The organism is Legionella tucsonensis (assembly GCF_001468035.1).
Taxonomy (GTDB): domain Bacteria; phylum Pseudomonadota; class Gammaproteobacteria; order Legionellales; family Legionellaceae; genus Legionella; species Legionella tucsonensis.
This window is the reverse complement of record NZ_LNZA01000001.1, coordinates 2393786-2419338: the sequence shown is the minus strand read 5'-3', so window position 1 is coordinate 2419338 and position 25553 is coordinate 2393786. Positions and strand designations below refer to the sequence as shown.

The following is a 25553-nucleotide window of genomic DNA, read 5'->3' as shown; positions in this document are numbered from 1 at the left end:
TCCTTTTAATTTAACGGAGATTTGAGTTTAAAAGATCATGCTGACAGTTTCTGTCAGTAGTGTTTGCTCATGCATATCCAAAGATATATGGATAACACGAAGGATTGGTGATTTAATATTGCCAAAGTTGTCCTGTCCAATAAGTAAGGCAGGAATATTTAAAAGGAAGTTGGGCATGAATAAGTTCTATGTAGATCCCGATATAGCAAAAGCCTCCACTTTACCTGCACATTTTTATACGTCTTCGGAGTGTTTTGAACAAGCAAAAGAAAAAATATTTGCCAGGACTTGGCAGTTTTGTTGCAGTACAGAATGCTTGCGGTTGAATGGGCAATTAGTACCTTTTACGTTATTGCCAGGATTGTTGGATGAACCTTTATTATTTGTGTGTGATGAGCAAAACCACTTTCGTTGTCTCAGTAATGTATGCACCCATAGGGGTAATATTTTGATTGAGGTACCGTGTTCTTCTGAGAAAATTAAGTGCTCCTACCATGGACGTCGATTTAATCTTTGCGGCGAATTCCTGCATATGCCCGAATTTGAAAAGACCTGTAATTTCCCAACTGCAAAAGATAATTTACCGCAAATTCCATTTGATTGTCTTGAGTCATTTCTTTTCGCTTCATTAGCGCCGCAAGTGCCTTTTAAGGACGTGTTTGCTGATATTAAAGAACGCCTTTTCTGGTTGCCAATGGAAAAAATGCGTCTCGATATGAATCGCTCACGCGACTATTTAGTTAAAGCGCATTGGGCATTGTATTGCGAAAATTATCTTGAAGCATTGCATATCCCTTTTGTCCATCATTCATTAAGAAAAGTGATCGATTGCACCACCTATACTACAGAGCTTTATCGTTATTGTAATTTGCAATTGGCTTTAGCCAGTCATGGTGAAGAGAGCTTTGTTTTGCCTAAAGACTCGCCTGATTATGGAAAACAAGTGGCGGCTTATTATTATTGGATTTTTCCAAACACAATGCTTAATTTTTATCCGTGGGGTTGTTCTGTCAATGTAGTGAAACCATTAGGACCTGCATTAACAAAAGTTTCATTTTTAACTTATGTACTTGATGAAACCAAGTTAGGCAAAGGAGCAGGAGGTGACTTAGATAAAGTGGAACGTGAAGATGAAGAAGTTGTGGAGTCAGTTCAGCGGGGAGTTCGTTCTCGTTTTTATGAGGCAGGCCGTTTTTCTCCCACAAAAGAACAGGGAATCCATCATTTTCAACGACTACTTTGTGAGTTTCTTAATGATAAATAGATTAAATAATAGTGATATATTAGGGGACACCGCCATTAAGTAACAAACATCGAACCTACAGAATTAAAAAATACATACAAAGTCAATCCATTTAAATCCGTAAGAATTGATTCTTCCTCGACATAAAGATAAACAAATTTTGTGTCAAACTTTATCGAGATAAATCGTTAATAAAAACTGTGGTGCTACCAGCAAAAATCTACAATATGACTAGGAACTAATATTAGCTAAAAATCCGTAATAGCAAAGATAAAGTCCCAGCAAGAAATTAATTAAAATGGCGAAGTAGGTTATCGATTGTCTTTGTAGGAATGGCTTGGTCAAGTACTTTGCCAGGTTAGGAAAAGCAACATTCAATATACCCTTAATAAAAACAGCCCACGAAACAGTCGTTATGATTACCTGCCATGAAAAAGCCCAAATATTATGAGTTAAGATTAAAAGAAGGCCAACAATCAATAGGTTAAGTCCCATCAAGAACTGCATCGCTGGGTTTTTCATTAACTCAGAAATAACAGAAGGCATTCTATTTTTGTTAATCAAAACAGAAATACTGATAATCATAAAATATAATCCCATTGCTTTGGCAAGAAAAAGGGAAGTGTTCATTTTACATCCTTGTTTTCGTAAATGATATAAACCATATTATGGAGAACTGCTGCCCTATTCAACCAAAAATCAGATTAAATCTTTTAATAATTTATTATGTATTATCCTCTTGCATTAGATGAAATCACTATCACATGAATTTCTGGTAGATTTTGTATGAGAGCACAAAACTCCTGAGCATGAGAGGATTTACTTAAATTTAAATAAAAATTTAAGTAACCGATGATTTTCATATTTCGTTCTATTACTTTGATGAAGTATGAACCACTGTTCTACGCTTACTCAACTCTGTGAATGTTCGCAATTATGGGTGCAATTTCTCGGTATAAAAAAATGCTTTACTTGTCTGGAGTTATTATTAACAGTGTTTTTTTAGTGCATCGATACCCTCTTGCCTGACTACTGACTATATGTTTCTGATCAATTAAAAAACCACTCTTTTAACTTAGGGTTGCTTGAGTTAAAAGAGTGGTCAGAGTTTTTAATTGAGAACTCACCTACTTCTTAATAAAGAACGGATAATTGGTGATATTTTTGCTGCTGCAGATGCTTCGAATCCACCTGAGATAAAATCACCAGGAAGTGTAGGGGAGTCTCTATTAATGACATAAGTCCAGGTAGTTCCCCTATTTTTACTTACAGCTACCAAAGGATATATTGGTTCGTCAAGACTCCCATAATTACCAGCAGCAATACAATTTTGCTCATTACAACTTACGCTATTTAAAGAAGCAGCATCTATATATCCTGCGGGCAAGCCAGGTGTACTGCTAGTAATTCTGTAGGTCCAGGTAACCCCATTATCGCTACTTGCTGCTAATAAAGGATAAAAGTGATCAGGTAAAAAAGCAGCGCCAATATCGGTATAATTACCTGCTGCAATACAATTATTAGACAAGCAGGTTACCGATGAAAGTGATCCTGCTGCGAAATCAGCAGGTAAAGCTGGCGAACTACTGGAAATTCGAAAGGACCAAGTCACGCCATTGTTTGTACTTGAAGCCAATAAAGGTATAAAATTGCCTCCCGTATTGATATATCGCCCCGACGCCACACAAGTAGTTGCACTGCAGCTGGTGTCTGTAAATATACCGTTACTAGTAAAATCACTTGGTAAGGTGGGCGTACCATTAAAAACTCTATAAGTCCAGGTTAAACCTCCATTTGTACTTGAAGCAAGTAATGGGTATCCTACACCTTCTACACCATTAAAGTGTTGCCCTGCTGCAATGCACGTTGTTCCATAACAGCTCACACTATTAAAGAATGCTTCATCCGTGTTTTCAGGTAAAGTTGGGGTGCTGCTCGAAACTGTATAAGTCCAAGTCTGCCCACGGTTTATGCTTGTTGCTATTAAAGGAAATCTTATAAATACAGAGTTAGTATAACTTCCAGCTGCTATGCAAACATTATTGGTTGTACCCTCGCTGCAACTAACACTACTAAACTGACCATTACTAAAGTCACTCGGTAGGCTAGGAGTATTCTCTGAAAGCGTATATTGCCATGTTGCCCCATTATCAAGACTTGTTGCTAGAAGAGGATACTCTGCAGTACTCGAGTATCTTCCACCAGCAATACACACGCTATTGTTGCAGCTTACATCTGCAAAACTTCCTGAGAGAGTCCCTGCGGGTAAGGCAGGAGAAGAACTTGTTATCTTATAGGACCAAGTGACACCTTTATCAGTACTTAGAGCCAATAAAGGAAAACTTGTGACATCAGAAAAATAGAACCCTCCAGCAATACATGTATTGAGGTTACAACTTGCACTGGTCAATCGTGTAAATTGATTTATTGAATCTATTGGAGGCGTAGGGAATTGGCTTGTAATACGGTAAAACCAATTTAACCCATCAATACTCGCGGCTAAAAGCGGAAAAGCAGATTCCACATCAGTAAAGCGATAATACCCAGCTGCAATCAAAGGCAATACAGGAGGAGGGGGTGGTGGTGGAGGAGGTGGTGGTGGTGGTGGAGGTGGTGGCGGCGGTGTAACTACAACTACATTTAAAGGAACACAAGCAGTCGTACAGCTACTACCTTTGCAGAGGGCAAATCCACTTTGAGCTTGACCAAAGATATCTAATCTTAAAACACAACTTGCATGCGCAGCTAAATTAATTGGATTAGAGCAAAAGTTACTTCCTAAATTTTGCCGAACAGTATTGGGCAGTCCTCTTAATGTATAGCCTACTCGGGCTGAACTGGTATTATTAGTAATGGTATAATAAGCAGAAACCATAGATCCTGCAGGCACAGTAGTTGGAATCATAGTTCCGTGAGTTGGACTAATAGTGAAATTACCAGCAGCAAAAGTATAACTGCTAGTGAATAAAGATATGGCAGCACAAATGACCTTGGCTAAGGGTAAATTAAATTTATTATCCATAATAATGTCCTTTGACGACTCTTAAATTAAGTAAGAGAGTTGAGCAATGAATTGGTGCGCATATGTATCATGAGCTCTTAAGCTAAATGGTACAGAAGCAGTATAGCCATCAAAATTCACATTTCCCTCACCAAGTGATATTGTTCCAAAATCACTGAAGCGATACCCAAGACCAAATCGAAAATGCTGATTAAGATTAGCATCAACCCCTGCCCCTAAGGTGAAACTTAAGCGTTGATCAGAGTTATTTTTAAAAAGTGGAGTAAGATTTATATCGCAGGTTTCATGCGTCGACGCATCATAGTTGTATGCTCGATTAAAAGAAACACCTAGACCTGCGAACAAATAAGGGTGAAAGGAATCTTGTACCGTTGTTAATAATTTTGTAGCTGCTAATAACTGCTGCGGTTGAAATTTGTATTTATATTGGTATTGGGTTGATGTGCTTGGCTCTATACCTACGCTATGTATTCCTTGAATTCTAGTACTACCGAAGTAGGCATAATCAACGCCTAATTGCATTAAAAAGGAAGAAGTAAAAACATACTCGAGCCCCAAAAAAATACCACCAACACCCGTGTCATTATCATGACCAGAGTTTCTATATAGATAGATATTGTCATCATCACCGTAATAGGTTTCTATATTTCGGACATGCATATTGGCATATCCACCTAAAATTGAAATTACAGGATATAAATTAGTTTGGTAAATTTTTTGAATGTCTGATTCACCTGCTAATAATGTTGTAGAGCATAAGAAAGAGCTCAAGAAGCTTAGGCTTAATAATTGAAGGCGCATATTATATCCTTATTTGTAATGCACATCTTGAAAAAAGCCGTGGATTCTATCAATAAATTTGATACTTTTCAATGATTCTCTAGATATTATCAGGGCAAAATCAGCGTCAAATTGTAGAAAAAACTTATTGGATACAAGCTGATTATGTTTGGAGTGTTAAAGATAATCAAAAGGCATTACATGAAGAAATTAAAGATTACTTTATAGTAATTCTTATATTGGTGTGCCGTTTTTATAATGATCTGGGTTGGACATAAATGGATAAAAAAGACAAAGATTATACACTTTGCACGAGTGTAAGTTTGACTGTAAATAATTAGGATAGAATCTGATGATATTTCTCAAAATAATAATTTACAAATTATTTCGTTCAGCTTATATTTTGATTTATGTACACAAATCAAAAAATGACTGAAGCATGTATGCATTAATTGACTGCAATAATTTTTATGCATCTTGTGAGCGTCTTTTTCGCCCTGACTTACGAGGGAAGCCTATAATTGTGCTTTCAAGTAATGATGGTTGCGTTATTGCTCGCTCTAATGAGGCCAAAGCCTTAGGTATTGGTATGGGGGAGCCTTATTTTAAGGTTAAGGCTTTATGTACCCGGCATCAGATTCATGTATTTTCTTCTAATTTTACTTTATATGGTGATTTATCTCAGCGCGTCATGTCGACCATAGAGCAAGAATGGCCGCATGTAGAAATTTATTCCATTGATGAGGCTTTTCTTGATTTAAGCAGTATGCCTGTGCATTTGCAGGATTCATTTTGTATGGTTTTACAAAAAAAGATTCTAAAGAATATAGGTATTCCTACTTCTATAGGTATTGGTCAAACTAAAACACTAGCAAAGTTTGCGAATCATTTGTGTAAAAGAGTATTAAAAACGCCTGTTTTTAATATGAATGGCCAACAGGAATGGCTTAAAAAAATTGCTATTGGCGAAGTATGGGGTATTGGTAGAAAGTGGAGCCAGAAGCTGATTGATTATGGTATTGATACAGCGTTTGATTTGGCAACAATGAATATACATGTGCTAAAAAAGCAGTTTAATGTGGTTGTGATGCGTACGGCTTTGGAATTGCAGGGTATTCCTTGTCATGATTTGGAGGTACAGGAAGCCAAGCAAAGTATTTTATCTTCAAAAAGCTTTGGTACGATGCAAACCGAATATTCAGCAGTCGCAGAAGCTCTGAGTAGTCATTGTGCACGGGCAGTTGAAAAATTACGGACACAACACTCATTAACACGCTGCATGCATCTTTTTATCTACACCAATCGATTCCGAGAAGACTTGGCACAATATGTTCAATCCATTGAGATACGTTTTGCTCACCCCACTGATGACTTGAGAATAATTACTCATTTAGCAAAAAAAGGGTTATCTCAAATCTTCAAGCAAGGATCTTATTATAAAAAGACCGGGGTTTGTCTTGTCGATCTTACCCCTAAAGAATCACGTCAACTGGATTTATTTCATCATGTCAGTCATAAGGAGTTGCAGTCGACAGAAGATTTTATGTGCATTTTTGATAAAGTGAATCAAAAATTTGGTCGAAATACCTTATATCTTGCTGCAGAAGGATGCAACGGTAAGCCTTGGGATGCACGTTTACAAATGCGCTCACCACGCTACACTACAAGTTGGTCCGAATTACCCGTGGTACGTAACCGCACTTGAAGAGAGTCGCCTTATTTTACAGTAACTGACTCTAATTCTCATTACTATTAAAGAAATACATGTTTTTGCCTATATTCCGTCTGCGAGATTCTGTCAAAAAGTAATACAAACAACATCAAATTTCTTTATATGGTTGGTGGTGAGTTTTTTGCTTACTCTATCGAATTTATTAAGCTGTAGAGTAAAACCGAGACTCAAGCTACACTAAAGACGGGATAAAAGTCATGCCTGGGGTTATCCAGTGCTCCCCTCTCTTTGTTTCATGCGAAAAAATGATATAAAGTAAAATCGAAAAATTACCAGGCAGCAATAATGTGGGATCAGAATAAAAAAGAATATTTAAAACGTCTGTCCAAGATTAAACCTTACCTTAAGAATAATAAATTTGTTGAGACGAATGACATAATCACAGTGCTTTCACATCTCATTCACTCAGGTGATCGAGTATGTATTGAAGGAGATAATCAAAAGCAGGCCAATTTTCTGGCTGTCGCTATGACTCAATTAAATCCTGCTCAAATAAATCATTTACATATGATCCAATCAGCTATTGTTTTACCAGAACATCTTGATGTGTTTGAAAAGGGGATTGCAAGTCGAATTGATTTTTCTTATTCAGGCCCGCAATCAACCCGTCTTGCTGATATGGTGAAAAATAAAAAGATCGAGATAGGTAATATTCATACTTATAATGAACTTTTTGGACGATTGGTTGCAGATTTGACCCCCAATGTTTGTTTGTTGATGGCAGATAAGGCAGACAGGAATGGAAATTTATTTACCGGGGCAAACACAGAAGACACTCCTGCTATTATTGAAGCGACCAATTTTAAAGACGGTGTGGTCGTTGTACAAGTCAATGACGTAGTGGAGTACTTACCGCGAATTGATATTCCGGCAGGTTGGGTTGATGTCATTGTTCAAGGTCCGGAAGCATCTTATATCGAGCCGCTTTTTACCCGTGATCCCGCACACATTGATGAAGTGAAAATATTAATGGCCATGATGGTGATCAAAGGAATATACGCACCTTATCAAGTGAATATCTTAAATCATGGTGTGGGTTTTAATACATGCGCCATTGAGTTGCTGTTGCCTACCTATGCTGAATCATTAGGTCTAAAAGGAAAAATATGCCAACACTGGATTGTTAATCCTGTACCTACCTTAATTCCTGCGATTGAAGCAGGATTTGTAAAAACAATTTATCCGTTTGGGGGAGAGGTAGGAATGAATCGCTATGCAGCTTCTCGTCCCGATGTCTTTTTTACAGGTAAAGAGGGGCGTTTGCGTTCGAATCGTATGTTAGGCCAATTATCAGGGCATTATGCTTGCGATGTTTTTATTGGCGCAACATTGCAGATGGATCTTGAGGGGAATAGTTCTACCGCTGTTGAAGGGCGTATTGCGGGTTTTGGTGGTGCTCCTAATATGGGCTGCGATGCTCCTGGCCGACGTCACTCTTCTTATTCCTGGTTGAAAGCAGGTCAAGAACGCAGTGAGGCACTGGGGTTAAAAATGCCGCGAGGAAGAAAACTAGTGATTCAAATGGTAGAAACGTTCCAAAGTTCAGCACAACCCACATTTGTAGAAAAACTGGATGCCTGGGCTTTGCAAAAGTCGATGAATGCCGATTTGCCTGCAGTGATGATTTATGGAGATGATATAAGTCATGTCGTTACGGAAGAAGGTATTGCCAATCTTCTGATGTGTCGCAATCTTGATGAGCGTGAACAGGCCATTCGAGGTATCGCAGGATATACCGAAGTTGGAATAATGCGCAATAGAAAAAAGGTTGAGGAATTGCGTCACCGAGGAGTCATTAAACGCCCTGAAGATTTAGGAATCAAAGTTTCTGATGCAACCCGAGACTTATTGGCAGCTAAGTCAATTCGTGACCTTGTTAATTGTTCAACGGGCTTATATGAACCGCCTGTAAAATTTAGAAATTGGTAGGGCAAAGAATATGGAAAAGATGGAATTTCGATTTACACTTCCTGGTAAACGTTTGCAAGGAAGAAAAACTGTTTGTGGCGTTGTCGGCTCAGGTAATCTGGAAGTCATTATTGAAGAAAACACCACTTCTGAAACAATTTTTACGATTCAGACTGCAATTGATCATTATAAGCCAGTTTGGAAAATGGTTATTGAGGATTTTGTATGTAAATATCAACCTGTTGGCTTGCAATTTACCCTTAATGATAATGGAGCAATACCTGCAGTTGTTTTATTGCGTTTAAGCCAGACACTAGATGAGTTTCAAGGTAATTACAAAATAGGAAGTAATTATGAGGAGCTTGATGCACGTGAACGAATTCAGGTTATTTTTGATAAAGGTTCGTTCACTGAGTGGCTTGCTGATGAAAAGCTTTATAGCCCCCATTTAGCTGCTTTAAATTTGCCAGGTGAAGCAGATGATGGCATTGTCATTGGTTCAGCCTTGTTACAAAAAAGTAAAGTACTTGTTGCAGCCCAGCAAAAGGATTTTATGGGAGGTGCAGTGGGTGAAATTCATGGAGCAAAACTTACCGGTTTATTTAAAGCCGCGATCGAAACTCAAACTAAGGCGGTAATTCTTCTCATTGATAGTGGTGGAGTGCGGTTACATGAAGCCAATGCAGGAGAAATATCAATTTCAGAAACGATTCGTGCCGTTTTTGAAGCAAGGCGTCACGGAGTAACTACTGTAGGTGTTATTTGTGGGAAAAATGGTGCTTTTGGTGGTATGGGAATTATTTCTGCGTGTTTGGATTATCTTGTGATTAATGAAATAGGCCGTATAGGAGTATCCGGTCCTGAGGTGATCCAGGCAGTCGCTGGTGTCAAAGCATTTAATTCACAGGATAGAGCTCTAGTGTGGCGCGTATATGGAGGAAAAACTCGCTATTTACAGGATATCGCTCAAAGCTATGTAGGCTCTGATGTTGACACATTACGCGCCAAACTGATTGCTGCGCTTGATAAAGGTGTTTCTTTGGATCTTAATTCCATAAAGCAAAAGCATGCTTTGTTAAAAAAGCGTTTGCAAGAAACCCAGGGGTTTCAGGAGCAGGGGGCTTATCTTAATCAAATTGCTCCAAAGTATGCTGCGACTCTTTTTGATATGGACGAGCAGGAATTTTTAAAAGCAGCGAAACATATAAAAAATAAATCGTAAAAATTGTAGTCTGGCTACAAAGTATTCAGGATATATGATATAGACCCCAAATGTGGAGATATCATCAGATAGACCATAGATTTTATGCAGAAGGAATAAGAAAATGGTTGCATTAAAGGATCTTCTCAAACAAATCTTTTCTCAGGAAGTGGAGTTGGCAGAGAATCAATCGGTTGTTTATGGACAAGCAACGCTGAATAATCAACTGATTCATATCCTTGGGTTAAAAGAGTCAACATTCCTGGGAGTAGAACAAGCGCTGATTATGGCTCAGCACGTAATCGACATTCTTGAGAGTCGAACAAAAGAGCCTGTTCTTCTTTTAGTCGATGTTGCAGGACAAGAGTTAACAATGCGTGATGAATGGTTGGGCATGCAACAATATTTTGGTCATTTACTTGAATGTTTGGAGTGTCTGCGTCAACAGGGGACTTCCTTAATATCACTTGTTTATAACCAAGCATTAGGTGGGGCTTTTATTGCCTATGGTTTGATGGCAGATACAATTTTAGCTTTACCTGACGCAGCATTGGCGGTGATGTGGTTAGAGGGAGTTTCCAAGGTAACCAAAATAGAGTTGAGTACACTTCAGGAGCTCAGTAAGACATTCCCAGTTTTTGCCCCTGGCGTGCAAAATTTTTACGAACTTGGCGGATTGCATGAGATTGTAAATTCATCTGAACTTGCTGAAAAAATTGATTGGGCAATCCGCAAGAAAAATACCAAAGATGATCGAGCACTTTTAGGTAGCAAGCGAGGGGGTAGAAAGCTTGCTTACTCAATTATCAACAAAGTAGCCAATCATTTATGACGTTACAAAGACATCATTTAATTTATCTTCAGCCTGATGCAGATTTTGCTGTTGCTTCGATTCATGAAGATAAGAAAATGATTGAAGAACAAGTATACCTCTGGCTTGAAAAGGATTTGCCTTGTATTTATGCGAAACAATTAGCCCAAGAAACAATTACTCTGGGATTAACTCTTTTGCATGCCAAGAAAAAGCACCGGATTGGTTTACAGGTTGCCCCATCATTTGTGCAAAAACAAAAGCCGCTTCCTCAACTCCTAGAGATGCGGGATTTTTTTTCTTCTTGTTATGGGATAAAAAAGGTAGATACTCTTATTAAGCTATTGCCAATTTCTGATATTGCTGTTTATGGATCATTTTTATTTCATTATGTATCAGGATATTCTTTTGTTGATCGGGCCTCGGATCTTGATTTACTTATCTTGTACCAAGACTATTCTTTAGTCGATTTACGTGAATCAATTGCTGCTTTATCAAAAAAATTTAATCGAATTATTGATGGTGAGGTTCGTTTTCCTTATCTTGGTGATATTCCTATCAAGGAATTGCTTCATTTATCCGCAAAGAAACTGTTGTGTAAAAGTAAGGACAAGGTTACGTTATTATCAAGAGCAGAACTTTATGAACACTATCCTTTGCTGTGAAAGAACGCTTGCCAGAATAGCAGTTAGATCCCTTTATTTTGAAGTCAAAGCTTATCCTAAACCAGGCTTGGTCAGCTTTAAGGATGCGGGTGCGCATCATGATATGAACGGAACAACATTTTATCGTAGTCTTTTTTCATTGCGTCATTATTTTTATCAAATCACAAAAAAAGGATTAGTAAATGATTCTTTTGAAGAATTAAAACAAGCAGCCATTGAGGCAGAACAGCGCATGCTCGAAAAAACTCAGGGAGTCAATACCCATCGTGGTGCTATTTTTGCTTTAGGTATCGTTTGTGTTTCTGTCATGAGGCTGGCTCAGGAAAAAATGCAATTCACACCCGAGGACGTTCGCCGTCAAATATTGAAAGACTGGCCAAGGCATTTGACAAACCATCTTGGGCATCCGGAAAGCCATGGTGCTTTAGTACGTCAAAAATATAAAGTTGTTGATGCCAAGCAAATGGCAATGCATGGCTATGATCTGGTTTTTCAATTACTTCCTGCGTTTATATCACTTTTTCGCGAGACCCGATCACTTGATGCGGTCTGTTTATTTGCGTATGCAGAACTTTTACTGCATATGGATGATACCAATATTCTTTACAGGAAAGGTAAGCCAGCGCTGGATTATGCAAAAAATAGAGTAGCAGAATTATTGGCGATTTGCTGTTTACAAACTCGTCGAAAAAAGGCATTGGAATTACATCAATTTTTTTCTGAAACGGGGATTAGTCCAGGAGGAGTAGCTGATTTGCTCAGCGTCTTATTATTATTAGGCCAATTATTCTGTGAACCATTACGCGATTACCGCAGCCTTAAAAAATTTTAGAAAAAACAACTATACTTTAATTAATAAGGCATTTCATTTATAAGGTAATTCGTTTTGAATAGGGAGAAAGGATATGGAACCCAGTAATTATTTATCTCAATCTCAATTAGATTTAATACCTATACTTTCTCGTGCAACTATTTTTACAGGCATTGGTCACATTGAACAGAAAATGCTGGCTGATAAATGTGTTATTGAAAATTATAAGCCTGAAGAAATCGTTATTGAACAAGGTGAAATAGGGGACAAGCTTTATATTATTATTCGAGGTTCAGTGCAGGTCTCTATAAAAACACAGTCTATGGGCTGGAAACGCGTTAATATTTTGGGACCTGGTGATGTGTTCGGGGAAATCGCTATTTTACGCAATGTCCGCAGAACAGCACGTATTAGTACCATCACTGCTTGCCAGTTTCTGACTATTAGTGCAAGTGATTTTTTGGCAGTATATCAATATTTTCCTGCGCGAGCACGAGACAATATTCAGTTAGTTGTTGCCAAACGGTTGCAAGAAAGCGGTGCTCATGTGCGTTTGTAAAATACGGCTCTAATATTTTCGTTGCGAATTTATTTTTGTAACGCGCAATGAGTAGTTATCATTGCACAATAATTACATGAGTCATCGATAGAAGTTGAGTTGCGATTTCTGGAAATAAAATGGAAGCAAATTTTATTAATATTATATTGGGCTTTATCGAAGGGTTTGGCCTAATTGTTTCTCCTTGTATTTTACCTATTTTACCTATTTTTCTAGCAGGATCACTTATTGGATCCAAAAAACGACCGATGGGGATTATTGCGGGTTTTACTTTGTTTTTTTCTTTATTGGTGTTTTTTTCTCATCAATTAGTGCGTTACCTAAATGTAGATTTTAATTTAGTTCGAGAGATCGGTTATGCCATTTTACTCCTTTTGGGGAGTATCATGCTCTCGACTTATTTAACAGAGCAGTTTGGCAAAATAACCCAAGGACTCACTCGGATAAGTACCTTTTTTTCTTCAGTCAACAAACCAGAGGGAGGATTTTGGAATGGACTGTTTTTGGGGGGGATCATTGCAATTATTTGGACTCCTTGCGCTGGACCGATTTTGGCTGCAATTATTGTACAAACAACGTTACAGGAAACGACAATAATCAGTTTCTTTACTTTGGTGGCTTTTGCTCTGGGCGCTGCGATTCCCATGTTTATTATTTCTCTATACGGAAAAAAATTAATAAATACTTTCTCCTTTTTTAAAGCACACGCCACTCTTTTCCGTAAATTTTTAGGCGTGGTTATTATTGCAAGCGTGGTTTATATGGTTTACTTTGAAGGAAAGGTAGTTTCTTCTTCAGTGCATCCTCAAACAGGAATTAAAACGTCAAATTCACTGATTAATGGTTTATGGTTTACTTATCAAGCACCTCCGATACAAGGTGTCGATGCTTGGATTAATTCATCTCCTATACGCTTGATTGATTTACGTGGAAAAGTGGTCTTAATTGATTTTTGGACTTATTCATGTATCAATTGTTTACGTACCCTACCTTATCTTAATGATTGGTATAAGCGCTACCATAGTAAAGGACTTGTTATTATTGGCATCCATACGCCTGAGTTTGATTTTGAAAAAAATTTAGATAACGTCAAAGCAGCAGTGAAGCGATATGGAATTTTATATCCTGTAGCACTTGATAATCAATTTATTACCTGGAGGAACTATAAGAATCATTATTGGCCTGCTCATTATTTAATTAATAAAAAAGGTGATGTGGTCTATAGACGTTTTGGTGAAGGTGAATATGAGGTGATGGAGAATAATATTCGCTTTCTATTAGGAGTCAAAGACTTAAGCACTGTACGATCTTTAAAAGATACTTCGGTGAGTATCACACAAACACCAGAAACTTATTTGGGATATGCAAAGGCTGATTCCTATAACAGTCCCGAACTCATAAAAGATAAAACGGCACGCTACTATTTTTCTGATAAATTATCTACTAATGCCTGGGGCTTGGAGGGATTATGGCAAGTCAATGCGGAGTATATCGTTGCAGAAGAAGTAAATGCGGCGGTTAAAATACACTTTAATGCACGCAAAGTATATGCTGTCATGGGAAATAGTACTGCTAAACCCATTAAGGTTAAAGTGATTTTAACTGATGAACAATCAGGCAAAAAGCTGCAGGAAAGTAGCATTTTAGTTGATAAATATTCTATTTATGAGCTGATTTCGGAGCTGAAATTTATCAATGGATACCTGCAGATTATGGCGAGTGAGCCTGGAGTCAAAGTATATACTTTTACCTTTGGGGACTGACGTTGGATTTAAGACATATTAGTCGGGGTTACCTGGGATGTTAGCTCATCAAGAAGCGTCGTTTCTTTTTTTCCCTCATAAAAGAAAGAAGCGGGATTTGGGCTTGGGGCGGCACTAAGTTCTATAGGGTTTACAGACTCTTTTTGAATTGCTCCACTATTTTTGAGTGAATCAGGTTTGAATTCCGGATAGTTCTTTTTTAGTTCCAAAAACGTATCGACCTTAAATAGAAGCTTAAATAACCCAATAATCTCTTTATCTTTAAGTTGTTCTAAGAGCATTCCTAAATCAATAAAGATTTGTCCGTTGATAAAAACAGCAACCTCAGCATTAATTGCTTCCTCAATTTGTTTTTGAGTGTACCCAGAATCATTCATTCCTCCAATTGCTTTGATTGAAAAACGTTCTTTTAATGCAAATGAAAAACTATCAGCCAATGCATCGCGAAATTTTTCTGAATTTTCTATAGGGAGCTCAACAAGTAAGTTTTTACCATATGCATTCGATTTACTGGAAATTTTAATACCAAATTTTTTGTGGTGAATACTAAACTCCCTTAAAAACAAAAGAATATTATCTGCTTTGACGAGTTCTCTTTTTGGCTTTATGGGATATGGAATAGCAATGTCCATGTTACCCGGAATTTTTGTTAAGAGGCTTGCGAAGTTAAATGCACCAATATGAAAAAAATGACAATTTCCACCACCTAAAACATGCTCATATTTTATTGGATCAGTTGTGTCATTGGTGATACTGAAAAGGCTTACTTGCAGAAGTGGCCAACCTGAGTCGTAATTGCGGGAGAATAGATTATGCTGACTGAAAGTCTTGTTGAAGCAATTCAGAATAGTAGTCTGTTCTTCCTCTGAAAAAGGCTGTATTGGCATGGTATCCCTTTAAGTAAGTGTGCCTTTTAAAGCACTGCGATGTGCTGTTTTTATTTTTTGATAATAGAAAGAACCTTTTTTACTTCAGCAACGATTTTTCCCTCTTCATCAGTTATAGGGACAATAAATTCTGAGTCAATTTTTTTTGCCTCATTGACTTCAAGTCGAATTTTCTCAACGTGCACTGAGGATAGCTCAAATTGTGCGTAAAGCGTGCCTTTAGCGGGTATTTTATAACGAATGGAAGCTGATTTATCCCAAACAATATATCCTTTTCCTAATGAATGCATAAGCATTAACATATAAAATGGATCAGTCATTGAGTACATGGAACCACCAAAATGCGTTCCCACATAATTTTTATTCCAAAAACGCATCTTCATTTGGACGACAATATAAGTACCATCAGAATGAAATTTTTTTACGCTGATTCCGGCACCCCAAAAAGGTGGCCAAAACCGTATCATTCTTAATAGTGTTGAAAGTTTCATGCAAATAGTTCCAGTATAAAATAGAGGGGGTTCCAGACTCTATTTTTCATTTTATGTCAATTTCAGTCAATAAATATTATATATTCGATAAGAGAATTATTTTAAATAATACTTTGTGCTGATACAGCTCTTTCACAAAGCATGCGTAATGCAGCTGCGATTTGTTTTAATTCATCATTGTGTAAATGATATTTTTTACCTAATTGAGCGGGATCAGTGAAACTTAGCCACACTTGGCCGTTTTGGTCTTCAGTAGCCATTACCCGCAAAGGTAAATCAAGTGCGATTGCTGCATTTTCTTGCATTAATGAAGTTCCTTTTTCTGGGTTACCTATAATAAGGACTTCGGTAGGCGGAAGTGATTGATTTACCTTTTGAGCCTCATTACTATGATCAATGTGAGCAAAGATTTTTCCACCTTTTTGGGTAATTATATCAATTATTCGTTGAATTGTTTGGGAGACAGAGTAAGGACTTTGAAGGGTCTGTGAACCCGAGCCTTCTGGTGTCCCTAGCTTCATATCGAAAGCTGCTGCAATTTTACGGCCTAAGATATCTAAATCAGATAAATTCTCTTTATTTGCCAAAAGGGTGACACACAAAAGTTCATTTGGTGCTGTAAAACGGCTTAAAAAAGCTGAGAAACCAGGAGTATTTCCTTTTATTTCCATTAATCCTGGATGACCAGGGAATAACCACCCCGCATTGCCGGGTATGACTGTTTTATTTTCTAAAGTAATGCAATGATATAGAAAATCTCTGTTCTCACTTTCTTTGATTAGAATAGTTCCAGCTAGACTGATATCCCATAAGCTGATGTCTTCTGCTGATGCAATTACACCGCTGTGTGCAAAAGTAGTTGTCCAAGTGTTTCCTGAGGCTGCATTGTTATCCGCTGTATAACCAACAGCCACTTCCAAAGGGTCTATATAAGATGGATTATGTAAAAATTCGCTGTGCTTAAAAGGAAAGGTGCCATTGTGCACTTCATTGTCGATTGAGGAAATATTTCTGATAAAAAATGTACGTTTTAAACCCACACGTTCAATTTGATTTTTGGTGACAAATGATTCATAACTTACACCGCTGGTATTTTCAATAATAATCCCGAGTAGGTAATAATTTGAGGCACTGGGTTGCATTTTGGTGCCTGAAGGGAAGAGTAAATTTGGATCCTTGATTAAATTAAAAATCTCTTCAGGCTTATAATCTTTGTGATAAGAAAAACCTTCACATTCTGAATAATCCGGTATTCCTGAGCTATGGGTTAATAATTGTCGAATGGTAACACCTTGCCATTCTTGCGGAAGAGCCGATAGAGACGTAGAAATTAAGTCATCTAACTCCAGTTTTCCTTCTTCTATTAATTGCATCATAGCAACTGCAGTAAATGCATGAGTTAATTGACCTATGTGAAAGAGTGTGCGTGTCGAAACCAAAAGTTTTTTTTCTGTATCAGCGAACCCATAACCGACTACTCGTGTAATATATGGGGCTTGAACAATGGCTAGAGACATTCCCGGAATATTATTTTCTTCCATGTACTCTATTATGAGATCATCTACAGATTGTCCACGATAAAGAGTATGGAAATCGCCGCGACCATTACCAGAGATGGTGTTCATTTTGTTATTCCTTTCTATTATGGCTCAAACTATTTTTAGTATAGATGAGTATGGAGGTGCTGTAGCAGATAATGAGATGAAATGGAGTCTGGAGGCATTACAGAAAGAAATCAATGGAAAAGTGTTTTTACGGAGGGTGAAAAAGCAAAAAATATGGGACTTTATACTTTGAAGCGATATGGAAAATTCCCAACTTCAAAAAATTAGGATAATAGATCATTTATGAGATGAGTGGTAAAAAATTAATATAAGATGTATTCTGTGACCCTAAGAATGTACGAAAAAATTATAAGGTATTAATTATTAGGTTAAAAATGATAAGAATTGATCTTCTACAAAATAATCTTGATGCGATCCCTGAGCTTGCCCTCATTTGGCAAGAAGGTCTTGGAAAAATTTGGTTACCTGATGTGCCGCTAGATGTTGTAGAACAGCGTTTTCGTGATCATGCAAACCATGATCAGTTACCAATTACCTTTGTAGCATTTGATGAAGAAAAGCCAGTAGGAATGTGCAGCTTACGTGAAAATGATGGTATTCGTCCGGATTTAATGCCATGGCTGGGCTCTTTAGCCGTAAAGCCTGCATATCAACGGCAAGGACTCGGTAAACGTCTTATTGATGTAACTAAAGAGCAAGCAAAAAAAATGGGATATGAAGTGCTTTATCTTTTTGCATTTGATCAAACAATTCCGAATTACTACCAATCATTAGGATGGAAAATTATAGATACAGACCATTTTACAGGACATCCTGTTACAGTAATGAAAATTATAATGTAAACCCCAATTATCCAATTGTAGACCATTAGAAATCCTTTGAAGAACGCTGATTTGCTCGTTAAGATTTTGTAAACATCCTAAATCGCAGGGTTTGATTCTTTGCGTTTTTAAAAATTGTTGACTAGTCTTTATTGGGGCTAATAAGAAACCATTATTCAATTTTTATTAGCTAAAAAAAATTATTAGGGAGAATTAAAATGAATCAGAATATTTTTCAAGGAAAATGGATGGAAATAAAAGGTCAAATGAAACAATTTTGGGGCAAGCTCACAGACGATGACCTAAAACAAATTGAAGGAAATCAACAAGAAATTTTTGGAAGACTCAGAAAACATTACGGTTATACCGAAGAGCAAGCTAAAAAAGCGGTGCAAGATTTTCAAAAGAAAATGCATCATTAAAATTTAAGAAAGGATTTCACATTTTAAAAGGAGCTTTAACATGGAAAACAGAGGAGTTGTTAAATCGGGTGAGCTTACAGGTTCTAAAGTAATGAATCCTGCTCATGAAAATCTAGGTGAAATCGCTGAGGTTGTTATCGATAAACAATCTGGAAAAGTAAATTATCTTGTATTAGATTTCGGTGGTTTTATGGGATTTGGAAATAAATACTTTGCTGTACCCTGGAGTTTATTTTTGTATGACAACAAAGATGATTGTTTTATTCTCAATGTAGATAAACAGCATCTGAAAGATGCACCTGGATTTGATAAAGAGCATTGGCCCAATTTTTCTGCACCTGAATTTAAAACTCAAATAACCGGTTTCTATACAGGGAGGTAAGTTATGAAAACTCTATTAGGAACACTGCTGTGATTGTACACAAATCACATGTGATGTTAAGTAATCCATTCACCTGCATTTCTTTATTTAGAAATGCAGGTTGTAGGTCAACCCCCCCTCTAAAATCACTTTTTCAAATAATTAATTATTATCCTTAGTTCACCGTGATTCACAAATCAGTTATTTTTAAATTGGAAGAATTTAAAAATTCTTCCTATGCTAAAAAGAGTTTTTAGTAATTCATTTTATGCCAAGGAATGCGAATGAACATTTTAAAGACCCAAGTCTTGAAAGGACCTAATTATTGGTCGAACTACAGAAAAGAACTCATTGTTATTAAACTTGATTTAGGAAAATATGAGGAGCTTCCTACGAATCTTTTAGTTGGGTTTAAAGAGCGGCTGATAGAGTGTCTCCCAAGTTTACACAACCATCGTTGTTCCTTGGGAGTTGAGGGTGGATTTTTAAAACGGATAGAAGAGGGTACTTGGTTAGGGCATGTGATCGAACACATTGCTTTGGAGTTGCAGTGTCTCGCAGGGATGGATTGTGGTTTTGGCAGGACTTATGGAACTAAGGATTATGGTGTTTATCAAGTCATATTTGCATATCAAATTGAAGAGGCAGGCTTGTATGCAGGAGAGGTTGCGGTCAATTTCATAAACTCTATTGCAGAAGGCAAAGAATATCCTCTTGATGATGCCCTTAAACGTTTAAGGGAAATTTTTAAAGAACAGGGATTAGGACCCAGTACTCAGGCGCTTGTCGATGAAGCTAAAAAAAGAAAAATTCCTTGGAAACGCTGTGAAAACACTTCTTTAATTGCATTAGGGTATGGGCGAAATCAAAAAAAGATTTGGGCATCCATATCTTCGAAAACAAGCTCTATCGGTGTGGATATCGCCTCTAATAAAGAGCTTACCAAGAAGATTCTAAGCACAAATTTTATTCCAACTCCCAAGGGAATAGTTATTAGAGATGAAGAAGAACTCGAGAAAGCAATAAAACAATTGGGATTCCCATTAGTAATTAAGCCATGCAACGGAAATCATGGAAAGGGAGTGACTACAAATATTATGGATCGAGATAAAGCAATTTTTGGTTATGAACTTGCAAAAAAAAACTCCAATGAATTAATAGTTGAGCGCTTCGTCACTGGAAAAGATTATCGATTCTTAGTCGTAAATTATAAGGTGGTGGCTGTAGCTGAAAGAACCCCTGCACAGATTAGAGGAAATGGGGAGCTTACAATTAATCAATTAATTCAGCAGGCAAATGAAGAACCAAATCGAGGCGATTCTCATGAAAATATGCTGACAAAAATCAAGATTGATGAATCCACGTTCTCTATTTTAAAACAAAATAACCTGACTCTTGAGAGTATTTTACCCAAGGACTATATTTTACTCTTAAAAGAAACTGCAAATTTAAGCTCTGGTGGAACAGCTAAAGATGTAACTGATACGGTTCACCCATTTAACATTTTTCTTGCGGAACGTGTAGCGCGACTTGTAAATTTGGATATTTGTGGAATTGATGTGATTTCAAATGATATCGCTTGTCCTTTGAATGAAAATCATGGTTCCATTATCGAAGTAAATGCTGGGCCAGGATTAAGAATGCATTTATCACCTAATGAAGGTACGCCGCGTAATGTAGCAGAACCCATTTTGAATATGCTTTATCCACCTAATTTAGCGTCAAGGATTCCAATAGTCGCAGTTACTGGTACTAATGGAAAAACATCAGTTGTTCGATTGATTGCTCATCTCGCACGTTTTGCAAATCATCACACCGGTTACACTACTACAGATGGTATTTATATCAATAATAAATTGATTTATAACGGAGATTGCAGTGGTCCAGCCAGTGCGCAAGTAGTTTTATATGATCCTGAAGTGGATTATGCAGTATTAGAATGTGCGCGGGGTGGAATTTTGCGTTCGGGATTAGGATTTGATGAATGTGACATTAGTGTAATTACGAATATTACTGAGGATCATTTGGGATTAAATGAGATTGATACTCTTGATGAGTTGGTTGAGGTCAAAGCGGTTGTTGCGCGTAGCACTAAAGAAACGGGATATGCCATTTTAAATGCTGATGATAATTTAACCTATGATTTAAGAAATGATTTAACGTGTAACATTGCTTTATTTAGTATGTGTGAAAGTACTCGTATCAGAAAACACTGCGGTTTAGGTGGGCTAGCGGCTTATCTTGATGAAGGGCATATTATCGTGCAACGGGGTTCCGAACGAACTGTTTTGACTGATATAAAATCAATCCCGCTTAGTTTTCAAGGCACTGCAAGCAGTATGATTCTGAATATATTAGCTGCAACATTAGCGGGAGTTATCAGTCATTTCTCTTTAGAGAGTATTAAAGAAGCACTGCAAATTTTTTATCCCAATGTCGAAAATATTCCAGGCAGAATGAATCTTTTTAAATTTCCTCACTGCCAAGTCATGATCGATTATGCTCATAACGAAGGTGCATTTTGCGAGTTAAAAAATTATCTTGCTTCAATTCATTGCACTAAAAAAGTTGGGATTATAGGGGCGGTTGGTGATCGTCGTGATGAAGATATAGAAAAGCTGGGCTACCATGCTGCTTCCATGTTTGATGAAATCGTCATTCGCCATGATAAAGACGGAAGAGGGCGAACTCATCATGAAATAAATCGTCTTATTGTTGCAGGAATACTTCGCTCTAATTTTAAACCGTCTATAAATATTATTTCAAATGAACTTGAAGCCATTGATTATGTGATGGGAGTGGCAGAACTGAATACATTTATCTTTTGTGCAGTTGAAGATGTATTTGCAACAACTGGTTTTCTCAAGAAAATGGAAAAACAATTGATGATGGCGAATGAGGTTTATAATGATACCCAAAGCTAAATTATTAATTATCGGTGGTGCAGAAGATAAGGGCTATAATGAACCATTGGATATTACGGAACAAAATAAAGAATTTACCCGTTATGAAATTCTAAATGAATTATTGCCCCCATCGAATAAGAAAATAGAAATTATTACAACCGGCTCGGAAATTCAGGATGAAGTAAAACAAATTTATCAAAATGTTTTTCATAACATGGGTTATACCAACATAGGATTTATTCCTATAAAAAATAGAAGTGAAGCACGTCATGAAGAGTATTTAAAAAGAGCAAAGGATGCGGGGGCTATTTTCTTTACAGGAGGAGATCAGTTTCGTCTATCCACAATATTAGGTGGTACTCCTATAGTCGATATTATTAAAAAACGATATATGAAAGATAGTGATTTTATTATTGCTGGAACCAGTGCTGGAGCGATGGTTATGGGTACAGTTATGATTACAGGCGGTGGTTTATCAGAAGCTTTAAGATACCTCAATTTATTAACTTCTTCAGGATTAGGGATTTTACAATCTTGTGTTATTGATACTCATTTTATAAAAAGAGGACGATTTAGTCGCCTAGCACATGCCATTATCATGAATCCGGAGCAATTAGGTATTGGTTTAGGTGAAGATACTGCTTTGGTTATTCAAAATGGAACGGATGCGGAGTGTTATGGGTCGGGCATGGTTGTTATTATTGACGGCAGAAATATTAATCAAACAAATATCACCGATGTTGAAGAAGGAGAGCCTGTATTTGTTGAAAATTTAATCGTTCATCTTTTAGTGAAGGGATGTCAATTTTCAATTGCAGATCGCATTCTGGCGAATCCTGCGATCCCTATAAATAAATAATTTAAGTAATGGATTACGGTAATGAATAAAATTGCAATCGCGATACATGGTGGTGCTAGTGAAAGTTATTCTTTTTTGCACGATCATCAAAAGGAATTTGAACACGGTATGGCTCAGGCAGTTGAAATAGGTTATTCAGTTCTTGATAAAGGTGCTTCCGCTTTGGATGCAGTAGAGCAGGCAGTAGCGGCTCTTGAAGATAATCCTTTATTTAATGCGGGAAAAGGTTCGGCGCTAAATTGCCGCGGTGAAGTTGAGATGGATGCTTCCATTATGAGTGGCGCGGATCTGCAAGCTGGTGCCGTATCTATGGTCCGTACAGTAAAAAATCCAATTTGTCTTGCCCGGTTAGTGATGGAAAAAACACGTCATGTTTTTCTTTCAGGGTATGGTGCCTTAGAACTGGCAAAAAAATATGGTATGCAAATTGAACCTGAGTCTTCCTTTATAACGCCGCATCAATATGAGATGTATCAAAAGCTGAATAAAATAGAGAGCATGGAAGAAATTCAGAACAAGAAAATGAAAGGAACTGTAGGTGCTGTGGCTTTAGATTTACAAGGAAATCTTGCAGCAGCAACATCAACAGGTGGAATTAGCAATTGTCTTCCAGGAAGAATTGGAGACAGTTGTGTTATTGGTGCTGGATGTTATGCCAATAACACTACATGTGCGGTTTCTGGAACTGGAGAAGGTGAGTATTTAATTAGAGGGGTAACGGGACATACTATCTCCATGATGATGGAATTCAATATGTCATTGCAGGAAGCATGCGATTATGTAATTCATAAGCGTAATCAAAGATTAAACGGGGAGGTGGGTGTTATTGCCCTTAATAGAAATGGCGATTTTGGCATTTCTTTTAATACTGAAATTATGAAAAGAGCATGGAAGAGTTCATCTCAAGAAGTTCAAATTAAACTGTTCAATTAGTTTGGAATTGTAGAATTCGTAGCCTGGGGCGCGAAGCAGAACCGAAAGTTGGTTCTGCTTCCTTGTTACACTATGATTAAATTACTTATTTTATACTGGGGGAGGTGGCGGACGTCGACCCAGTAACCCCATTATCAGAAATACGACAAAGATAACAAGAAATATAAAGAATAAAATTTTCGCAATTCCTGCGGCAGCAGATGCAATGCCACCAAATCCAAATGCGGCTGCAATAATTGCAATAATGAAAAACATTAAGGCCCATCCTAGCATAATTACCTCCTTGTATTTATCTTAAATAAAAATATTTTGTTACGTTTAATTATAGACTATGTGTGTGCTTACTGGAGAATGCTGAAAACTTGAAATATTCTGGAAAGTCTCAGATTTTTCAGAGGTCAAACTGACTATAGGCGTCAATAAAGTTAAGTAGAAGGGGACGGAGCAGGCTTAAACTTGAGGGTATTAATGCATAATGGCGATAATAAGTAAACCTGTGGCTATAAAACCAATCAAAGCAAGACTGGAATTACCTCCAGGAACCAAGTGACTTTCTGTGGTGACCAAATGAGCTTTACGTCCTTTCCATGCCATGATTGAGGGTAGTAGCAACAATAAAATAACACAGCAAATGCCGGCATAGCTTAAAGCATGCAGATAAATTCCAGGATTTAATAAGACTACTGCTAGTGGGGGAAGAAAAGTTAAAGCTAAGGTATATTTTCCCTGGTTACCGTTTTTTTCTAGTTTTAATCCATCAGCCAGAAAGTCAAACAGTCCCAAGGAAACTCCTAAAAACGCTGTAAGCATGCAAATCGAAGTAAAAAAGCCAAAAAATCCACTGATCCATTGATTTTGTACTGATTGGCTTAAAGCATCAGTTAACCCGCTCGTAGCGTGTTCGGAATTCATGAGAGCGAGTAATCCATTCTCTCCCTCACGAGAGACAACCCCCATAATGACAGCATCCCAAACAATATAGCAGACAAGAGGGATAAGAGAACCTAATAAGATGACGCGTTTTAGAGTACGTACATCATCTCCAAAATAGTCTCGGAGACTCGGGATTATCGATGCATAGCCAAATGAAGTAATTAAGATCATTAAAGTACCAGTAAAAGCACGCGCTGAACCGCCAGTTAAACCTAACGTAGAGGTATGCGGGCTAATAATAGCAACTAACAAAATATAAATGCCCAATTTACCAAACATTAAACCGCGATTGACATAATCTACAGAACGAATGCCTTTATAAACGATCAAACCGAATAAAAAAGTAAACAAAATTGCAGTAGTACTGTTGGGTATATCAATATTCAGTTTATGTAATAAGCTATTGAATACATCGCTGCCCCCAGAAATATAAGCTGATAGTAGGGTATAGAGCAAAAAAAGGTACGTGATCCATGCAATAATTTGACCAGGAAGGCCTAATGTGGATTTAGCCATGGAAATCATGTTACTTCCTGCTGGAAGGCGTAGGTTGACCTCCAGGATTAATAAAGCACCTGCAGTCATGACCAGCCAACAAAAAAACAGGAAGAATATTGAATTGCTAAAGCCTACTTCTGCCGTGGAGACGGGAAGAGCAAGCATGCCACCACCTATAGATGTTCCTACTATAAGTAATATTCCACCTATTAGCTTTGAATTGATCATGAGATATAATCCAAAATAGTATAAAAATAATTCAATATGATACTTTGTTATCCATTCTAAGTCAATTTTATCATCGTCAATAATGATTATGGTCCAAGCGATCCTTTAAGATACCTCTGAGTTCTTTATTAAACAAGATCTCTTACCTCGGAGG

The 25553-nt window shown here is 37.3% G+C and carries 23 protein-coding genes; 15 read left to right on the top strand and 8 right to left on the bottom strand.

Going from position 1 to position 25553, the window contains the following annotated elements; all coding sequences use genetic code 11:
* Positions 1-175: 175 nt before the first annotated feature.
* Positions 176-1264 (top strand): aromatic ring-hydroxylating oxygenase subunit alpha, encoded by a 1089-nt coding sequence (locus Ltuc_RS10645; RefSeq protein ID WP_058521240.1) that lies wholly within the window; start codon positions 176-178, stop codon positions 1262-1264.
* A 210-nt stretch (positions 1265-1474) separates the two neighbouring features.
* On the opposite strand, the gene Ltuc_RS10640 is transcribed toward Ltuc_RS10645, so the two are convergent.
* From Ltuc_RS10640 to Ltuc_RS10630, 3 genes are all read right to left on the bottom strand, one after another.
* The gene (locus tag Ltuc_RS10640) at positions 1475-1873 is read right to left on the bottom strand and encodes a hypothetical protein (RefSeq protein WP_058521239.1); all 399 of its coding nucleotides are present in this window, start codon (positions 1871-1873) and stop codon (positions 1475-1477) included.
* 493 nt (positions 1874-2366) lie between these two features.
* Positions 2367-4265 (bottom strand): sialidase family protein, encoded by a 1899-nt coding sequence (locus Ltuc_RS10635; protein ID WP_058521238.1) that lies wholly within the window; start codon positions 4263-4265, stop codon positions 2367-2369.
* 21 nt (positions 4266-4286) lie between these two features.
* Positions 4287-5066, bottom strand: coding sequence for an outer membrane protein (locus Ltuc_RS10630; protein ID WP_058521237.1), 780 nt, complete (start codon positions 5064-5066; stop codon positions 4287-4289).
* Between the two features lie 418 nt (positions 5067-5484).
* Here Ltuc_RS10630 and Ltuc_RS10625 point away from each other — a divergent pair, with 418 nt between their 5' ends.
* The 8 genes from Ltuc_RS10625 (at position 5485) to Ltuc_RS10590 (ending at position 14495) form a co-directional block, all read left to right on the top strand.
* Positions 5485-6750, top strand: coding sequence for a Y-family DNA polymerase (locus tag Ltuc_RS10625; protein WP_058521236.1), 1266 nt, complete (start codon positions 5485-5487; stop codon positions 6748-6750).
* A 312-nt stretch (positions 6751-7062) separates the two neighbouring features.
* Complete coding sequence (mdcA, locus tag Ltuc_RS10620) at positions 7063-8706, top strand: malonate decarboxylase subunit alpha (protein WP_058521235.1); 1644 nt, start codon at positions 7063-7065, stop codon at positions 8704-8706.
* A gap of 19 nt (positions 8707-8725) precedes the next feature.
* A complete protein-coding gene (locus Ltuc_RS10615) occupies positions 8726-9907 on the top strand; it encodes a biotin-independent malonate decarboxylase subunit beta (RefSeq protein ID WP_238584114.1) in 1182 nt (393 codons plus the stop codon).
* Positions 9908-10010: 103 nt separating this feature from the next.
* Positions 10011-10718: a biotin-independent malonate decarboxylase subunit gamma gene (locus Ltuc_RS10610; protein WP_058521233.1), complete on the top strand. Its 708-nt coding sequence runs from the start codon at positions 10011-10013 to the stop codon at positions 10716-10718.
* On the top strand, positions 10715-11362 hold the full coding sequence (locus Ltuc_RS10605; RefSeq protein ID WP_058521232.1) for a phosphoribosyl-dephospho-CoA transferase MdcG domain-containing protein: 648 nt from the start codon (positions 10715-10717) through the stop codon (positions 11360-11362). The genes Ltuc_RS10610 and Ltuc_RS10605 overlap by 4 nt, the downstream gene beginning before the upstream one ends.
* Complete coding sequence (locus Ltuc_RS10600; RefSeq protein ID WP_058521231.1) at positions 11340-12194, top strand: triphosphoribosyl-dephospho-CoA synthase; 855 nt, start codon at positions 11340-11342, stop codon at positions 12192-12194. Before Ltuc_RS10605 ends, Ltuc_RS10600 begins: the two co-directional genes overlap by 23 nt.
* 73 nt (positions 12195-12267) lie before the next feature.
* Positions 12268-12732, top strand: a complete 465-nt coding sequence (locus Ltuc_RS10595) for a cyclic nucleotide-binding domain-containing protein (protein ID WP_058521230.1) — start codon at positions 12268-12270, stop codon at positions 12730-12732.
* Between the two features lie 119 nt (positions 12733-12851).
* A complete protein-coding gene (locus Ltuc_RS10590) occupies positions 12852-14495 on the top strand; it encodes a cytochrome c biogenesis protein DipZ (protein WP_058521229.1) in 1644 nt (547 codons plus the stop codon).
* An 8-nt stretch (positions 14496-14503) separates the two neighbouring features.
* On the opposite strand, the gene Ltuc_RS10585 is transcribed toward Ltuc_RS10590, so the two are convergent.
* The 3 genes from Ltuc_RS10585 to Ltuc_RS10575 form a co-directional block, all read right to left on the bottom strand.
* Positions 14504-15382, bottom strand: a complete 879-nt coding sequence (locus Ltuc_RS10585) for a hypothetical protein (RefSeq protein WP_058521228.1) — start codon at positions 15380-15382, stop codon at positions 14504-14506.
* Positions 15383-15432: 50 nt separating this feature from the next.
* Positions 15433-15873, bottom strand: a complete 441-nt coding sequence (locus tag Ltuc_RS10580; RefSeq protein WP_058521227.1) for a DUF4442 domain-containing protein — start codon at positions 15871-15873, stop codon at positions 15433-15435.
* Positions 15874-15974: 101 nt separating this feature from the next.
* On the bottom strand, positions 15975-17498 hold the full coding sequence (locus Ltuc_RS10575) for a serine hydrolase (protein ID WP_058521226.1): 1524 nt from the start codon (positions 17496-17498) through the stop codon (positions 15975-15977).
* Positions 17499-17812: 314 nt separating this feature from the next.
* Here Ltuc_RS10575 and Ltuc_RS10570 point away from each other — a divergent pair, with 314 nt between their 5' ends.
* From Ltuc_RS10570 to Ltuc_RS10545, 6 genes are all read left to right on the top strand, one after another.
* On the top strand, positions 17813-18280 hold the full coding sequence (locus Ltuc_RS10570; protein ID WP_058521225.1) for a GNAT family N-acetyltransferase: 468 nt from the start codon (positions 17813-17815) through the stop codon (positions 18278-18280).
* Positions 18281-18477: 197 nt separating this feature from the next.
* The gene (locus Ltuc_RS10565) at positions 18478-18681 is read left to right on the top strand and encodes a CsbD family protein (protein ID WP_058521224.1); all 204 of its coding nucleotides are present in this window, start codon (positions 18478-18480) and stop codon (positions 18679-18681) included.
* Between the two features lie 40 nt (positions 18682-18721).
* Complete coding sequence (locus tag Ltuc_RS10560; RefSeq protein ID WP_058521223.1) at positions 18722-19063, top strand: PRC-barrel domain-containing protein; 342 nt, start codon at positions 18722-18724, stop codon at positions 19061-19063.
* Positions 19064-19326: 263 nt separating this feature from the next.
* Positions 19327-21966 (top strand): cyanophycin synthetase, encoded by a 2640-nt coding sequence (gene cphA, locus Ltuc_RS10555; protein WP_058521222.1) that lies wholly within the window; start codon positions 19327-19329, stop codon positions 21964-21966.
* On the top strand, positions 21950-22807 hold the full coding sequence (locus tag Ltuc_RS10550) for a cyanophycinase (RefSeq protein WP_058521221.1): 858 nt from the start codon (positions 21950-21952) through the stop codon (positions 22805-22807). Before cphA ends, Ltuc_RS10550 begins: the two co-directional genes overlap by 17 nt.
* A 21-nt stretch (positions 22808-22828) precedes the next feature.
* Positions 22829-23740, top strand: coding sequence for an isoaspartyl peptidase/L-asparaginase family protein (locus Ltuc_RS10545; protein WP_058521220.1), 912 nt, complete (start codon positions 22829-22831; stop codon positions 23738-23740).
* A 90-nt stretch (positions 23741-23830) separates the two neighbouring features.
* On the opposite strand, the gene Ltuc_RS10540 is transcribed toward Ltuc_RS10545, so the two are convergent.
* Both Ltuc_RS10540 and Ltuc_RS10535 read right to left on the bottom strand, forming a co-directional pair.
* Positions 23831-24013, bottom strand: a complete 183-nt coding sequence (locus Ltuc_RS10540) for a DUF1328 family protein (RefSeq protein WP_058521219.1) — start codon at positions 24011-24013, stop codon at positions 23831-23833.
* Between the two features lie 192 nt (positions 24014-24205).
* Positions 24206-25399, bottom strand: coding sequence for an amino acid permease (locus Ltuc_RS10535; protein WP_058521218.1), 1194 nt, complete (start codon positions 25397-25399; stop codon positions 24206-24208).
* Positions 25400-25553 lie beyond the last annotated feature (154 nt).

Coding starts and splice junctions, on each gene's coding strand:
- Ltuc_RS10590 (WP_058521229.1), top strand. CDS start 12,852: ATGGAAGCAAATTTTATTAATATTATATTGGGCTTTATCGAAGGGTTT.
- mdcA (WP_058521235.1), top strand. CDS start 7,063: ATGTGGGATCAGAATAAAAAAGAATATTTAAAACGTCTGTCCAAGATT.
- Ltuc_RS10610 (WP_058521233.1), top strand. CDS start 10,011: ATGGTTGCATTAAAGGATCTTCTCAAACAAATCTTTTCTCAGGAAGTG.
- Ltuc_RS10580 (WP_058521227.1), bottom strand. CDS start 15,873: ATGAAACTTTCAACACTATTAAGAATGATACGGTTTTGGCCACCTTTT.
- Ltuc_RS10545 (WP_058521220.1), top strand. CDS start 22,829: ATGAATAAAATTGCAATCGCGATACATGGTGGTGCTAGTGAAAGTTAT.
- Ltuc_RS10560 (WP_058521223.1), top strand. CDS start 18,722: ATGGAAAACAGAGGAGTTGTTAAATCGGGTGAGCTTACAGGTTCTAAA.
- Ltuc_RS10605 (WP_058521232.1), top strand. CDS start 10,715: ATGACGTTACAAAGACATCATTTAATTTATCTTCAGCCTGATGCAGAT.
- Ltuc_RS10535 (WP_058521218.1), bottom strand. CDS start 25,399: ATGATCAATTCAAAGCTAATAGGTGGAATATTACTTATAGTAGGAACA.
- Ltuc_RS10540 (WP_058521219.1), bottom strand. CDS start 24,013: ATGCTAGGATGGGCCTTAATGTTTTTCATTATTGCAATTATTGCAGCC.
- Ltuc_RS10630 (WP_058521237.1), bottom strand. CDS start 5,066: ATGCGCCTTCAATTATTAAGCCTAAGCTTCTTGAGCTCTTTCTTATGC.
- Ltuc_RS10625 (WP_058521236.1), top strand. CDS start 5,485: ATGTATGCATTAATTGACTGCAATAATTTTTATGCATCTTGTGAGCGT.
- Ltuc_RS10635 (WP_058521238.1), bottom strand. CDS start 4,265: ATGGATAATAAATTTAATTTACCCTTAGCCAAGGTCATTTGTGCTGCC.
- Ltuc_RS10575 (WP_058521226.1), bottom strand. CDS start 17,498: ATGAACACCATCTCTGGTAATGGTCGCGGCGATTTCCATACTCTTTAT.
- Ltuc_RS10570 (WP_058521225.1), top strand. CDS start 17,813: ATGATAAGAATTGATCTTCTACAAAATAATCTTGATGCGATCCCTGAG.
- Ltuc_RS10600 (WP_058521231.1), top strand. CDS start 11,340: ATGAACACTATCCTTTGCTGTGAAAGAACGCTTGCCAGAATAGCAGTT.
- Ltuc_RS10550 (WP_058521221.1), top strand. CDS start 21,950: ATGATACCCAAAGCTAAATTATTAATTATCGGTGGTGCAGAAGATAAG.
- Ltuc_RS10645 (WP_058521240.1), top strand. CDS start 176: ATGAATAAGTTCTATGTAGATCCCGATATAGCAAAAGCCTCCACTTTA.
- Ltuc_RS10595 (WP_058521230.1), top strand. CDS start 12,268: ATGGAACCCAGTAATTATTTATCTCAATCTCAATTAGATTTAATACCT.
- Ltuc_RS10585 (WP_058521228.1), bottom strand. CDS start 15,382: ATGCCAATACAGCCTTTTTCAGAGGAAGAACAGACTACTATTCTGAAT.
- Ltuc_RS10640 (WP_058521239.1), bottom strand. CDS start 1,873: ATGAACACTTCCCTTTTTCTTGCCAAAGCAATGGGATTATATTTTATG.
- Ltuc_RS10565 (WP_058521224.1), top strand. CDS start 18,478: ATGAATCAGAATATTTTTCAAGGAAAATGGATGGAAATAAAAGGTCAA.
- cphA (WP_058521222.1), top strand. CDS start 19,327: ATGAACATTTTAAAGACCCAAGTCTTGAAAGGACCTAATTATTGGTCG.
- Ltuc_RS10615 (WP_238584114.1), top strand. CDS start 8,726: ATGGAATTTCGATTTACACTTCCTGGTAAACGTTTGCAAGGAAGAAAA.